The 13,760-nt window shown below is 71.4% G+C and carries 10 protein-coding genes; 3 read left to right on the plus strand and 7 right to left on the minus strand.

Features of this window, described 5'->3' with window-relative positions:
• Positions 1-18 precede the first annotated feature (18 nt).
• The 6 genes from ACM9LD_RS05380 to ACM9LD_RS05405 all read right to left on the minus strand — a co-directional run bounded on the left by ACM9LD_RS05380 (position 19) and on the right by ACM9LD_RS05405 (position 6,814).
• Positions 19-1,896, minus strand: coding sequence for an SDR family oxidoreductase (locus tag ACM9LD_RS05380; RefSeq protein ID WP_415675726.1), 1,878 nt, complete (start codon positions 1,894-1,896; stop codon positions 19-21).
• A 79-nt stretch (positions 1,897-1,975) separates the two neighbouring features.
• On the minus strand, positions 1,976-3,013 hold the full coding sequence (locus ACM9LD_RS05385) for a proline racemase family protein (protein WP_415675727.1): 1,038 nt from the start codon (positions 3,011-3,013) through the stop codon (positions 1,976-1,978).
• Positions 3,000-4,094, minus strand: a complete 1,095-nt coding sequence (locus ACM9LD_RS05390; RefSeq protein ID WP_415675728.1) for an alcohol dehydrogenase family protein — start codon at positions 4,092-4,094, stop codon at positions 3,000-3,002. Before ACM9LD_RS05390 ends, ACM9LD_RS05385 begins: the two co-directional genes overlap by 14 nt.
• 96 nt (positions 4,095-4,190) lie before the next feature.
• On the minus strand, positions 4,191-4,739 hold the full coding sequence (locus ACM9LD_RS05395) for a hypothetical protein (protein WP_415675729.1): 549 nt from the start codon (positions 4,737-4,739) through the stop codon (positions 4,191-4,193).
• Positions 4,726-6,564: an alpha/beta fold hydrolase gene (locus ACM9LD_RS05400; RefSeq protein ID WP_415675730.1), complete on the minus strand. Its 1,839-nt coding sequence runs from the start codon at positions 6,562-6,564 to the stop codon at positions 4,726-4,728. The genes ACM9LD_RS05395 and ACM9LD_RS05400 overlap by 14 nt, the downstream gene beginning before the upstream one ends.
• A 55-nt stretch (positions 6,565-6,619) precedes the next feature.
• On the minus strand, positions 6,620-6,814 hold the full coding sequence (locus ACM9LD_RS05405; RefSeq protein ID WP_068522804.1) for a hypothetical protein: 195 nt from the start codon (positions 6,812-6,814) through the stop codon (positions 6,620-6,622).
• Positions 6,815-7,119: 305 nt separating this feature from the next.
• Between ACM9LD_RS05405 and dinB the strand changes: the two genes are divergently transcribed.
• Both dinB and ACM9LD_RS05415 read left to right on the plus strand, forming a co-directional pair.
• The gene (gene dinB / locus ACM9LD_RS05410; protein WP_415675731.1) at positions 7,120-8,331 is read left to right on the plus strand and encodes a DNA polymerase IV; all 1,212 of its coding nucleotides are present in this window, start codon (positions 7,120-7,122) and stop codon (positions 8,329-8,331) included.
• Positions 8,332-8,406: 75 nt separating this feature from the next.
• Positions 8,407-10,617 carry a molybdopterin-dependent oxidoreductase gene (locus ACM9LD_RS05415; protein ID WP_415675732.1) on the plus strand — a complete coding sequence of 737 codons (2,211 nt, stop codon included), beginning with the start codon at positions 8,407-8,409 and terminating at the stop codon, positions 10,615-10,617.
• 1 nt (position 10,618) lies between these two features.
• Here the strand turns inward: ACM9LD_RS05415 and ACM9LD_RS05420 are convergent, their stop codons facing one another.
• A complete protein-coding gene (locus ACM9LD_RS05420) occupies positions 10,619-12,091 on the minus strand; it encodes an amino acid permease (RefSeq protein WP_415675733.1) in 1,473 nt (490 codons plus the stop codon).
• A 192-nt stretch (positions 12,092-12,283) separates the two neighbouring features.
• Between ACM9LD_RS05420 and ACM9LD_RS05425 the strand changes: the two genes are divergently transcribed.
• On the plus strand, positions 12,284-13,753 hold the full coding sequence (locus tag ACM9LD_RS05425; protein ID WP_415675734.1) for an MFS transporter: 1,470 nt from the start codon (positions 12,284-12,286) through the stop codon (positions 13,751-13,753).
• The last annotated feature ends 7 nt before the right edge of the window (positions 13,754-13,760 follow it).

Raw genomic sequence — 13,760 nt, forward strand, 5'->3', positions numbered from 1 at the left:
CAAACGCCCGCTCCGCCCCTACGCCGACACGCCCTTCGCCGCGGCCGAGTCGCGCGTCGTGAGGTAGTCCTGGTGGAGCATCCGCCGGGTGATCCGCGGGGTGAACGTGCGGCCCAGCGCGCCGACCACGCCGAGCGGCGTGTTCACCCGCGTGGGCCGCTCGCGCATCGCGCGGATGATGATCCGGGCCGCCTTCTCCGGGCTGATGACGTGCGCATCGTCGTAGGCCTCGGTCGGGGCGATCATCTCGGTCCGGACCAGCGGCATGTGGACGTTGGTGAACGTGACGTGGTCCGAGAGGGTCTCGGTGGCGGCGATGTCGGTGAACGCATCGAGGGCCGCCTTGCTCGCGACGTACGCCGAGAATCGCGGGCCCCGCGCGAGGACGCCGATGCTGGAGATGTTCACGACGTGCCCGAAGCCGCGCTCCCGCATGTGCGGCAGCAGCGCCAGGATCATCCGCACGGCCCCGAAGTAGTTCACGTCCATGGTGCGCTCGAAGTCGTGCATCCGGCCGGTGGAGGCCTTGACGGACCGCCGGATCGATCGGCCCGCGTTGTTGATCAAGTAGTCGACGTGGCCGTGGTCCGCGAGGATCCGCCCGACCGTCGCGTCGACGCCGTCGCCGTCGGTCACGTCGCACACGTAGGTGGCGGCCTCGCCGCCGTCCGCCCGTACCTGATCCGCCGTGGCCTCGAGTTCGGCGGCGTTGCGCGCCAGTAGGATCACGCGCGCGCCCCGCTCGCCGAGCTCGATCGCCGTCTGCCGGCCGATGCCCGACGAGGCGCCCGTGATGACCACGTGGCGTCCGGCGATCGGGTCGCGGCGACGCAGGCGCGCGGGGTCGAGCTGCTCGCGCCAGTAGCGGAACAGCGCGGGTCCGTACTCCTTCAGCGGCGGGACCTCGATCCCGGTGCCCTGCAGCGCCCGCTGCGTGGGCTGCGAGGTGTAGGTCGCCGTGAAGCCGAGGTTCTCGAAGGCCTTCGGCGGGATGCCGGCCTGCTTGAGGGCGGTGTCGCGCAGGACGCCCACCTTGCCCGCGCCGCTGGCGCGCAGGGCGGGGTCCACCACGCGGCGCGGCACCCGGCCCACCGCGCGGGGCGCGCCCGCGGGCCGGGCGATGGCCCGGTAGAGCTCCAACACGCTCTGCGGTTCCGGGTTCACCAGGTGGTACGTCCGACCCGTTCCATCCGGCCGGAGCAGGAGCTCGACCATCGCCGCGGCGACGTAGTCGACCGGAACGACGTTCGTATCGCCCGTGTCCGGCAACACCATCGGGATCATCGACGGCACGCGCCGCAGCGCGTCGAACGCCGGGAAGAAGTAGTACGGCCCGTCGATCTTGTCCATCTCACCGGTACGCGAGTCCCCGACCACGATGGCGGGCCGGTAGACCCGCCACCGCAGCCCCTCGGCCTCGCGCACCAGCTTCTCGGACTCGAACTTGGTGCGGTGGTACGGCGAGGGGAAGCCCTGCCCGAGGTCGAAGTCGTTCTCGCCGAAGCTTCCCCGGTAGTCCCCCGCGACGGCGACGGAGGACACGTGGTGCAGCTCGGCGCCGGCGCGGCGCGCCAGATCGATGACGGCGCGGGTGCCCTCGACGTTGATCCGGTCGTTCGCCTCCGCGCTCGCGCCCATGTCGTAGACGGCGCCCAGGTGCAGGACGGCGTCGACACCCTCGGGCTCCGCGGAGAGGCCCAGGCCGGGCGCGCCGAGGTCGCCGAGCAGCGGGCGGACGCGGTCCTCGCCCCACCGGGCGCGCCATTCGTCCAGCTTGGACGCGGAGGACGGGCGCACGAGCAGGTGCACGACCGCCTCGGGGTCGCGCTCCAGCAGCAGGGGGACGATCCGACGGCCCAGGAAGCCGGTGGCGCCGGTGATCAGGTAGGTACTCATGTGTGCGACTCCTCGGGGAGGCTCTCAGCAACTGACTTTGAAGTAACCTTACTCGAAAGTCAGTTATCCGCCAGCCCCCTCATCCGGCTGTGAGGAGCACCTCGAGGTCGGACGCGTCGACGAGCGGATCCTCCAGGTCCACCACCAGTCGCGAGTGCGCGATCAACCGGGCATGGCCCGTGATCGCCGAATGCAGGGCGTCGTACCGCCCGACCCGCCCCGCACCCCGGACGGTGCCGACGAACCGATTGCCACGCGGCGAGACGGTCTCCAACGATTGACCGTCCGCGATCTCGCCCCGCCGGTACATCAGCGCCAGCCGCGCGGAGGTCCCGGTCCCGGTCGGGCTTCGACACAGCACGCCCGGATGCACGTAGGTCGCCGAACGGGACTCGAATCGGCCGTCGGCCAGGTCGTGCACCGGGCCCATGAAGTGGGCGAACGGCAGCGGCCCGACGTCACCGATATCGGGGTGCTCCTGCAGCAGCCCCGGCCTCGCCGCTCGCACGAAGGCGTCGCCGAAGGCGGTCAGCGCGATCTGCTCGTCGGCGGTCAGCCGGAAGTCCCGCTCCGCCGCGTCGATCATCGCGAAGTACGCACCGCTCCACACCAGATCGAAGCCGACGGTCCCGTAGTAGGGCACGTCCACCGCGAGGCCCTCCTGCGCGACGTACGCCGGCTCGCTCTGCGTGGTGATCGATTCCACCCGGTCGCCGCGTACCTCGGCACGGATCCGGGCCAACCCGGCCGGCGACTCGAGGACCACGTCCTGGCCACCCTCGTGCATCGCGATCGCGCCGCTCTGCAGGAGGGCCGTAGCCGTGCAGATCGTGTTGGACCCCGAGTACATCGGGTATCCCATGGCCTCCATGATGATGTAGCCGGCCTGTGCTTCGGGATGCCCCGGCTCGACGATGAGATCGACCGACATCGCGGGGTCGCCGTAGGGTTCGGAGAGCAGCAGGCGCCGCAGCCCGTCGCCCTCGGCCTGCAGGTACCGAGCCTTCTCGCGCACTGTCGTCCCCGGAATCGGCCCGATCCCCGCAACGACGATGCGGCTGACATCGCCGCCGGACTGGGTGTCGATCAGTTCGAGCGACCGCTCACGCCGCAGCATGGGGAGCCCCCACGTCCGCCCAGTGCCGGTCGGGGACGACCACGAGGTTCCCCACGTAGGTCTTCGCCATGAACTCGCGCTGCGCGTCCGGGAGCCTCGACAGCCGGTAGGCGCCGTGCAGCAGCGGGCGGATCGCGCCCGCCTCGATATACCCCAGCAACCGGCGGAACGCCGTGCGCGTGCCCTGCGAGGAGCCGTGCAGTTCCAACTGCTTCAGGTACATCGTGCGCAGGTCGAGCTGCACGACGGGCCCGCCGATCGCTCCCGCGGTGGTGTACCGGCCCTCGGGCCGGAGGATGCGCAGCAGGTCGTTGAACAGGGGGCCGGCGACGAGGTCGGCGACCACGTCCACGGGACCGTCGACCGCCCGCTCGACCGCGTCGACCAGATCACCGCCGTCGTCGCGCGCGACCACCCGCTCCGCCCCGATGCCGAGCAGCGCCTGCTCCTTGCCGCGGCTCGAAACCGCGTAGGGGACCGCGCCCCGCACGCGCGCCAGTTGGACGATCGCCGAGCCCACGCCACCGGAGGCTCCCGTCACCAGAACCCGCTCCCCCGAGGACAATCGGGCGCGCTCGAGCATCTGCTCCGCGGTGAGGTACGCGCAGCAGAACGTCGCCAGCTCGGCGTCGTCGATCGGCGCGTCCGTGCGGTACGCGTTCTCGGCCGGGACCGCGACGTATTCGGCGTAGCCGCCGTCGCGGCCGTGGCCGATGTAGTCGATGTCGGCCAGGCTCTCATCGCCCTCGGGCCGGTTGTAGATGCTGAAATCGACGATCACGCGCTCGCCGATCCGATTCGCGTCCACCCCGTCGCCGACCGCGGCGATCCGGCCGACGATGTCAGCGCCCTGGATGCGCGGGAAGGTCAACGTGGAGCGGCCACGGCGCCACGTCGACACCGATCCGGGGTCGGTCTCGGTGCCGTACGCCCCCTCCCGCACCCAGACGTCGGTGTTGTTCATGCCGCAGGCGTGGACGTCGATGAGCACCTCGCCGGGGGCGGGGTCGGGAACGGGTACGTCCTCGCGGTAGACGAGGTTGTCCAGGCCGCCGTGGGCGACCAGCTGAACGGCCCTCATCGTCCGAGGAGCACCGGGTGACGCTGATGACTCCATCTCTTCGATGCTAACCGCGCGTCCGTCCGTCGTCAGTCGTTTCGTGACGCCAGCTACAGATCAGGCGAGTGGGACGAACTCCGAGACCAGGACGTGCTGAGGGTCCTCGGAGTCGTCGTACCCGGAGTACCGGATCACCGCGAATTGGAAGCCCTCGAGGTCGGGGCCGCAGTCGTCCGCCGCGGCGCCCACCACCGACCCCCGGACGAACTCCCGCAACATGCGGTACGAGGCCCTCGTCTCGACATCGCCGCGGGATGCGGCCACCCCCACCTCCGTACAGACGTCGGACAGGGCCTTGTCGCGGCGCCGCTCCGGGAAGAAGAGGGCGTGCCGCCACGTCCTCCGGCGCGACGGGACCGTCTCCCGCCAGTCGGTCACCGCCCCGTCGGTCCCGACGGTCCGGTGGACGACGTGGAAGTCGTGCCGGGCGGGCTCCGGCGCGAAGAAACGCCAGTTGGGGATGAGGATCCCGATCGGATCCAGGCGCCGCACCCGGTCGAACATCTTGTTGGGATGCTGGGCCGCCGCGGTGACCAGCAGCGCGCCCGCCAGGCCCCACTCGACGGAGCGCGCGGGCAGCCGGGTGGGGCCGTCACGCCCGGACATGCTCGCCCCCCACCGCCGACTCGGACGCCACGAACGCGCGGATCTCCGACGCGACCCGGCGTGCGTATGCACGGTCGTAGAGCAGGCCGTCGTGGTCCGCCCCGTCGATCACGGCGCGCCGGGACCGGACCCCGCCGGCGGCGTACTCGTCCTGGAGCTCGCGGTGCACGGGGTCGTTGGCCTCGCTGGTCTCCGCCGTGAGGACCAGGCGGGGGACGCCGGTCGCGGGCGGCGCGCCGCCGCACGCCGCGAAATCCGCAACGAGGCCCCGCCATTCGTGCCGCGCGGTCACCCACAGCCCCTGCTCGCGGAACCGGTCGAGCGCCGCGGCGCGCACGGCCCGGGGCAGGCGGTCGAGGGACGCGGGGCGCTGCGCCAGCGGGCCCAGGCCCAGCCGCATGGACCAGGCGATGACGCCGAGCGCGGGTCCCAGCCTGGCGGTGCCGGTCGCCTGGGCCGGCGAGCGGCGTAGTTGGTCCGGGTGACTCGCGTCGAGCAGGCTGACGGTGCCGACGGCGGCACCCACCTCGCCGGCGGCGCGCAACGCGAGGTATCCGCCGACCGAATGTCCCACCAGGTGAACGGGCCTGCCGTCGCCCTCCGCCCGCGCCAGGTCGACGAGCCGCCCCACCTCCGCGTCGAGACCGGGGCCCGAGGGCGGGGCGGCGGCCCGGTCGACGATGACGACGCGGTGGTCCTCGGCGAGGTCGGCTGCGATCCACTCCCACCCCTCCGGCACCGCGCCCAGGCCGTGCACGAGGATCACCGCCGGTGCGTTCGGACCGGCCGCCCCGTCGGCGACCCGGTAGCGCAGCGCTCCGCCGCGGGTGGCGAGGACGCGCTCGTCCCCACGTCCGGCGCGGACCCGGCGGCGGCGACGCGCGTTCTCCACGGCGAGCAGGGCCGCTCCGCCCACCGCGGCGAGGGCGAGGGTGCGCGGGAAGGCTTCGCTGCGTGGGGATTCGCCCGCGCGTGCGCCACCGGGCCGGTATTCGCGATCGGTCGCGTACAGCAGCGGCGGGTACATCGCGGTGAACGCCCAGAGGAACCGCCCCAGCCCCATCACCCTGGTGTTGGCGAGGTGGAAACAACCCATCGCGAGTGCGAAGAACGGCGCGGGACGACCACCGAGCAGGTGTGCGGCGGGGAACAGGCACTCGCACGCGAGGACCCCGCGCTCGAGGAGGGCCGTCGTGCGGGGGTGTTCGTGGAACAGCCTCCACGCCAGGGGATCACCGTAGGTACGGGTGCGGGTCACCTCGATCACCGCGCGCCCCGACCGCCACACCGGGCTGGTGAGCTTCACCCAGCCGGAGGCGCCGTAGGACAGCGTCGCCTGGGCGGCCAGGTACCACAGGCAGGCGTCCACCCACCGCGCATCGCCGCCGCGGAGGCGCGCGAGGGCACAGGTCGCGGACACGAGGAAGGAGACGTGGTCGGCGCCGTCGGCGCCGAAATGGTTGCGCGGCTGCAGGACCGCAGAGGTAGCGCCGAGCGTCGCGTTCGCCGCGCACCGGACCCGCGGCGCGGTGGGAGCCAGCACTGCAGCGGCGGCCGCGAGCCGCAGTACGTGCAGCGCGTTCGTCGCGGCGGGACCGGAGACGGCGTCGACCGGCGGCCCGAGGCGCGGTGCGCGGGCGAGGAAGTCCTCGCGGTCGAGGCGCCAGTCGGCGAGGCCGCCAGGGCGGCGGTCGATGTCGCGAGCGAGGTACTCGGCGGAGGCGATCGCATGACAGGCGGCAGCGAGACGCTCGGCACCGTCGAGCGCACCGTCCCGCCCGATCGACGTCCGGCGCAACGGGATCCGGTTCAGCATCGAGAGCATGACGCGGGAAGGGCCGCGCCCCGCGGGGGACGGGACGCGGCCACCTGCCGTCCGGTCAGAACGCGCCGGCCGCCGCCGCGAAGTTGGCGTCGCCGCCCATGCCCGCGACATCGACACCGCCCCCGCCGCCGGCCGCGAAGCCCACGCTGGTCACGGGCGCGGTCGCGCCCACGTACGCCGGCCGATCGAGGTCCACGGGGGTCCCCGCGAGGACAGCGCTCCGGTTCACCTTCGAAATCATCTCCGTCATGAGAAAACCCTTCGTCTCCCGCCGCCGAGCGGCGTCGTCGGATGGTGGGTGAACGTCCCCGCCCTGCTGCTCGAATCGGGAACGGCGCGAAGGTAGCTCCGCCCGCGTGGGAGCGTCAACGGCTTCGCGGCGCGCGGGCGCACCGATCACGGGGCGCGCGGGCCTGCATTCGCTTCCCGTACAACGTCCGAGCAGTGGCTTTACCGCCCGATTACGCTGCACGGATCGGCGCGGAGCACGGTTGCCCTTTTCCCAACCCAGTGTGCCTCAGATCACTTGTCGGACCTCGGCGCGATACTGCCGCCATGAGCATGGACGCGCGAGCCGAGGCGTCGATCCTGCATGCCGATCTCGACTCGTTCTACGCCTCGGTCGAGCAGCGCGATCATCCGTGGCTGCGCGGCCGGCCCGTGCTCGTCGGCTCGGGTGTCGTGCTGGCCGCCAGCTACGAGGCGAAGGCGAAGGGCGTCCGCTCCCCCATGCCGCACCGCGAGGCCCTCGCGCTCGCGCCGTTCGCGATCACCCAGCCGCCCCGGTTCGACGCCTACATGGAGGCCAGCCGCCGGGTCTTCGAGATCTTCCGGGACACCACCCCGCTGGTGGAGGGCCTGTCCGTCGACGAGGCCTTCCTGGACGTGGGCGGCCTCCGCGCCATCCGGGGCACCCCGGTGCAGATCGCGGCCCGGTTGCGCGAGCGGGTCCGCACGGAGGTCGGGTTGCCGATCACCGTCGGCGTCGCGCGGAGCAAGTTCCTCGCCAAGGTGGCGAGCGCCGTCGGCAAGCCCGACGGTCTGCTCGAGGTCCCGCCCGGCACGGAGCTGCAGTTCCTGCACCCGCTGCCGGTTCGGCGGTTGTGGGGCGTGGGCCCGAAGACCGAGGCCCGGCTGCACGAGGTGGGGATCGCCACCGTCGGGCAGATCGCGGAGCTGGGCGAGCACCGCCTCGCCGCGTTCCTCGGGCGGGGCACCGCCCGGCACCTGTACGCGCTCTCCATGGCGCACGATCCGCGCCGCATCGACACCGGCCGGCGGCGCAAGTCCATCGGCGCGCAGCGCGCGCTCGGCCGGCGGAGGACGTCGGAGGCCGAGATCGAGGGCACGGCGCTGGCGATCGTGGATCGCCTCGGCGAGCGGCTCCGCGCCGCCGGGCGCGTCACCCGCACCGTCGAACTCCGACTGCGGTTCGACGATTTCTCCTCCGTCACCCGGTCCCGCTCCCTGCGCGAGCCCACGGATGCGACCGAGGTCGTACTCGCCACCGCGCGCGCCCTGCTCGACGAGGCGATGCCCCTGGTGCGCGATCGCGGGTGCACCCTGATCGGGCTCTCCCTGGCGAACCTCGAGAACCACGGCGCGGTGCAGCTCGCGCTGCCCTTCGGCGGCGGCGAACACGACGCGGACCTCGACCTCGCCATGGACTCCCTGCGCACCCGGTTCGGCCGGGCGGCCGTGACCCGCGGCTCCCTGCTACATCGCCCGCTGGGGCCGGACGCGCCGATGCTCACCGAGCAGGATTGAGAATATTCATTCACATAATGGCAACGGCAGCCCTCCTTTGCGATTACCGTGGGCCGAGCAGACCGAGGAGGAGCCATGCCCGCGACCACCCGCCCCACTCACTGCTGCCTGTGTGAGGCGCACTGCGGAATCCTTGTCACCGTCGACGAGGACCAGCAGGTCACGCGCATCACCGGCGACCCCGATGACGTGCTGTCGAAGGGGTACATCTGCCCGAAGGCCACGGCGATGGGCGGGCTGCACCATGACCCCGACCGGCTGCGCACGCCGATGCGTCGCGTGGGCGAGACGTTCGAGCCGGTCGGTTGGGACGACGCCTTCGACGAGATCGGCCGGCGGCTGCGCGCGATCCGCAAGGAGCACGGCTTCCGCGCCCTGGCGATGTACCTGGGAAACCCGGCGGCCCACAACACCAGCGTCGCCCATGGGCTGACACTCAGGCTGGCGCTGGCGACGCCGAACTTCTACACCGCCTCGTCGATCGATCAGTATCCGCACGAGTTCACCGCCTGGCGCATGTTCGGGTCCAATGCGCTGGTACCCGTGGTCGACATCGACCACAGCGATCGCCTGGTGATCGTCGGCGCCAACCCCGCGGTCTCCAACGGCTCGCTGTCGACGATGCCCGGCGCGCCCCGGCGGATCAAGGCGATCCGCGACCGGGGCGGGAAGGTCGTCGTGATCGACCCCCGCCGCACCGAGACCGCGAAGCTGGCCGACCAGCACGTGGCGGTGGAACCCGGCGGCGACGTCTACCTGCTGATGGGGATGCTGCACGTCCTGTTCGCCGAGAACCTCTGCGACGACGCCTTCCTCGCCCGCTCGGCCCGCGGTCTCGACGCGCTCCGCGACCTCGTCGCCGACGCGACCCCGGCCGCGATGGCGCCGCTCGCCGGGATCCCCGCGGAGACGATCATCGAGCTGGCGCGCGAGCACGCGGCCGCGCGATCGGCGGCGATCTACTGCCGGATCGGCATCTGCCAGCAGCAGACCGGAACGCTGGTCACGTGGCTGATCTCCGCGATCAACATCGTCACCGGGAACCTGGACCGGCCCGGCGGCATGATGTTCCCGACCCCTCCGGTCGACGTCCCGCGGCTCGCCAGGTTCATCCCCGTGGCCTACGGCCGGTGGACCGACCGCTCGGGTCGCTACCCCGCCTTCCGCAGCGAGCTCCCCATCGCCGCCCTCACCGACGAGCTCACCACTCCCGGCCGGGGCCGGATCCGCGCGATGGTCACCTACGCCGGCAACCCCGTCTCGTCGGTACCGAACCGCGGCCGCATGGACGCCGCGCTCGCGGACCTGGACCTGATGGTCTCCGTCGACATCTACCTCACCGAGACCACGCGGCACGCCGACTTCGTCCTGCCCCCGATCTCGCACCTGGAACGGGGCGGTTTCAACCTCCTGGTCTCGGCGTTCAGCGTGCGCAACAACGCGCGGTACACCCACCAGATCTTGGACAAGCCCGCGGACGGCTTCGACGACTGGCAGATCCTCAACCGCCTGATCCTCGAGGTGCTGCCGATCCCTGCCCGGCGCCTGGTCGGCCGCCCGCTGCGCCGCCTGACCGACGTCCTCACCCCCGAGCGGATGCTGGCCCTACCGATCGCTCTGGGCCCGTACGGGGTGCTCCGCCGCGGGCGGCGCGGCCTCACGCTCAAGCGAATGCGCGAGAGCGTCGGCGGCATCGACCTCGGCGCCCTCAGGCCCCGGTTGCGCGAGGTGATCGCCACCCGCGGGCGCCGGATCGAGTTGGCGCCGGAATCCTTCCTCGAGGAGGCCCGCCGAATACTTCCGGACGCCCTCGCGGGCCGATCGCACACGGCGGCGAGCGACGGATACGACCTCAAGCTGATCGGCCGCCGCCGCCAGCGCAGCAACAACTCGTGGCTGCACAACGTGCCCACGATGGTCACCGGATCGAACCGATGCACGGTGCTGATGCACCCCGCGGATGCGGAACGCCTGGGCATCGCGGCGGAACAGGACGTCACCGTCGCCTCGACGACCGGGTCCATCGACGTGGCGCTCGAGGTCTCCGACGAGATCCGTCAGGGCACCGTCGCCATCCCCCACGGATGGGGCCACGGCGGGACCGGCTGGCGCGTCGCGGACGAGCTCGCGGGCCAGAACGTGAACCTGCTGCACGATCCCGCTCGCGTGGACCGGCTCTCGGGCAACTCCGCGGTCAACGACACCTGGGTCCGGGTCACCCCCGTCGGCGCCGCCGCCGTGCGCAGCGCGCCGGCGGCCGAGTCCCGCACGGCGACCCGCGCCTGACTCAGCCCCGGGCGGCCCGCCACTGCGCGGCGGCCTTCTTCTCCTCCTCGACGCGGGCGGCGAAGGCCCGCCGCGCGGCGAGGTGCTCCGGGTTGCGGCGCAGCACGAGGTACGCGGCGCCGACGATGAGGAACCAGATCGGCGTCACGAGCATGGCCTGCAGCGTGTCGGTCTCGCGGGTGAAGGCCCAGAGCAGGAACAGGAAGAACGCGAAGATCACCCAGGGCATGACGGCGCCGAGCGGCATCTTGAAGGCGCTCTCCGCGTGCGCCTGCGGGCGCCGCGACCGGTACACCAGGTAGCTGACCAGGATGATCGTCCAGACGAACATGAAGCACAGCGACGAGACCGTGGTGACCACCGTGAAGCCGGCGGACTTGTCCAGGCCGAAGCCGAGCAGCACGACCGAGGACAGCATCATCACGCCCGTGAGGAAGAGCGCGTTCTGCGGCACCTTGCGGCCGGAGAGCTTGGCGAAGACCTTCGGGGCGTCGCCCTCGGTGGCGAGGCCGTAGACCATGCGCGAGGTGGAGTAGATGCCCGAGTTCGCCGACGACATGGCCGAGGTGAGCACGACGGCGTTGACCAGGTGCGCGGCGGCGCCCAGCCCGGCCAGGGTGAAGAGCATGACGAACGGGGACTCGTCCTTGCTGAACCGGTCCCACGGCACGACCGACATGAGGATCACCAGCGAGCCGACGTAGAAGAGCAGGATGCGGATCGGGATGGCGTTGATCGCCCGGGGCAGGTTCTTCTCGGGGTTCTTCGTCTCGGCGGCCGCGGTGCCCACGAGCTCGATGCCGACGAAGGCGAAGACGGCGATCTGGAAGCCGGCCACGAAGCCCATGAAGCCCTGCGGGAAGACGCCGCCGTGCTCCCACAGGTTGGCGACCGAGGCGCGGGCGCCGTCGTGCTCGAAGCCCGTGATGACGAGTACGGCGCCGACGATGATGAGCGCCACGATCGCGACGATCTTGATCATGGCGAACCAGAACTCGGTCTCGCCGAAGGCGCGGACCGTCGGCAGGTTGAGGCCGATGAGCAGCACGATCACCGCGACCGCGGGGATCCACGGCGGAATGTCCTTGGCCCAGAACGTGATGTAGACGGAGGCGATGACGACCACGTCGGCGACGGCGGTGACCACCCAGCAGAACCAGTAGGTCCAGCCGGTGAAATGCGCGGCCCACGGGCCGAGGATGTCGCCGGCGAAGTCGGAGAAGTTGCGGTACCCGGTGCGGCTGAGCAGCAGCTCGCCCATCGCGCGCATGACGAAGTACAGCATGAAGCCGATCACCATGTACACGAGGATCACCGACGGCCCGGCGACCGAGATCGTCTTGCCGGAGCCCATGAACAGGCCGGTGCCGATGGCGCCGCCGATGGCGATGAGCTGGATGTGGCGGTTGCTCAGGGCTCGGGTGAGGTGCTCACCCTCCTCCGGGTCCGACGGTGCCGCGGGCGAGGTGGTCATGCTTCGGGACACTAATCGATCCCGGTGAGTCGCAGTTCACTCGGGAGGCGCGAGAGGGCCTCCCGAACCGGTCCCGCGGCGCACCGTCGACACCGATATCGTTCAGCTGGTTGTACAGCGTTCGATCTAGTGTTAGCTTCGAGGCATCGAATGTGACGCCGGTCACGAGCCGATGGTTCGAAGGAGACGCCGTTGTCGACCACCACCACCTCGCCCGAGCATGACCCCGAGTACGCCGCCAACCTCAAGCGCGCGACCCTGGCCTCCAGCATCGGCAGCGCCCTCGAGTACTTCGACTTCGCGCTGTACGGCCTCTCCACCGCCCTGATCTTCAACGTGCTGTTCTTCCCGCAGGGCGATCCGGCGATGGCGACGGTGGCGGCCTTCGCGACCTTCGGCGTCGGCTTCGCCGCCCGCCCCTTCGGCGGCCTGTTCTTCGGCCGCCTCGGCGACAAGGTCGGCCGCAAGGCGGTGCTGGTCATCACGATCATGCTGATGGGCGGCGCCTCCACCCTGATCGGCCTGCTACCCACCTACGAGTCGATCGGCATCTGGGCGCCCGTCATGCTGGTGACGCTGCGCCTCCTCCAGGGCTTCGGCGCCGGCGCCGAGCAGGCGGGGTCGACGGTGCTCATGGCCGAGTACGCGCCGGTCAAGCGCCGCGGCTTCTTCTCGGCGCTGCCGTTCATCGGCATCCAGGCCGGCACGCTGCTCGCCGCGCTGGTCTTCACCCTGATCAGTCAGCTGCCCGAGGAGGCCATGCTCAGCTGGGGCTGGCGCGTGCCCTTCCTCTCCTCGTTCCTGCTCATCCTGCTGGCCGTGGTCATCCGGATGAAGCTGCAGGAGACGCCGACCTTCGTCGAGCTCGAGAAGCACGAGCAGGTCGCCGACAAGCCGGTCCGCGAGCTGTTCAAGCACGGCTTCCCGGGCGTCCTCGTGGGCATCGGCCTGCGCATGGCGGAGAACGGCGGCTCGTACATGTTCCAGGCGCTGGCGCTGTCCTTCTTCGTCAGCGTCACCGGGCCCGGCGCCGACAAGGGCGTGCTCACGTGGGGCGTCACGATCGGCTCGCTCATCGGCGTCTTCTCCGTCCCGTTCACCGGGCACCTCTCCGACCGGTTCGGCCGCCGCATCGTCTACCGGGCCGGTGCGCTGTTCCTGCTCGTCTACGCGTTGCCGGCCTGGTGGGCGCTGACGTTGCACAACCACGCCGTCGCGGTCGCGGTCATCGCGATCGGCATCGGCGTGGGCGTGAACTCGATGCTCGGCCCGCAGTGCGCGCTCATCCCCGAGATGTTCGGCGCGCGGCACCGCTACCTGGGCGTCGCGATGGCCCGCGAGATCTCCGCGGTCCTCGCCGGCGGCGTGGCCGGCGTGCTCGGCGCCTACCTGATCAAGGTCACCGACGGGAACTGGCTCATCCTCGGCCTGTACATGGTCGCGCTGTGCACCATCACCACCGCGAGCACCTTCCTGGTGCCCGAGACCGTGGGCCGCGACCTCACCCGCACCGACGACGCCGTGAAGATCTCGGACGCCGAGGCCGGCGCCGGCTACGCGGTGCCCGGCACCGCCGCCCTGAGCACCCTCGACTTCCCCTCCCCCGCCGCGGTCTCCGCCCCGTCGGCTCCGATCTCGTCCGCCGCTCCGGCCGCGCACTGAAAGGCCC

Origin of the sequence: Tsukamurella hominis (genome assembly GCF_965137015.1) — a bacterium.
GTDB lineage: Bacteria > Actinomycetota > Actinomycetes > Mycobacteriales > Mycobacteriaceae > Tsukamurella > Tsukamurella hominis.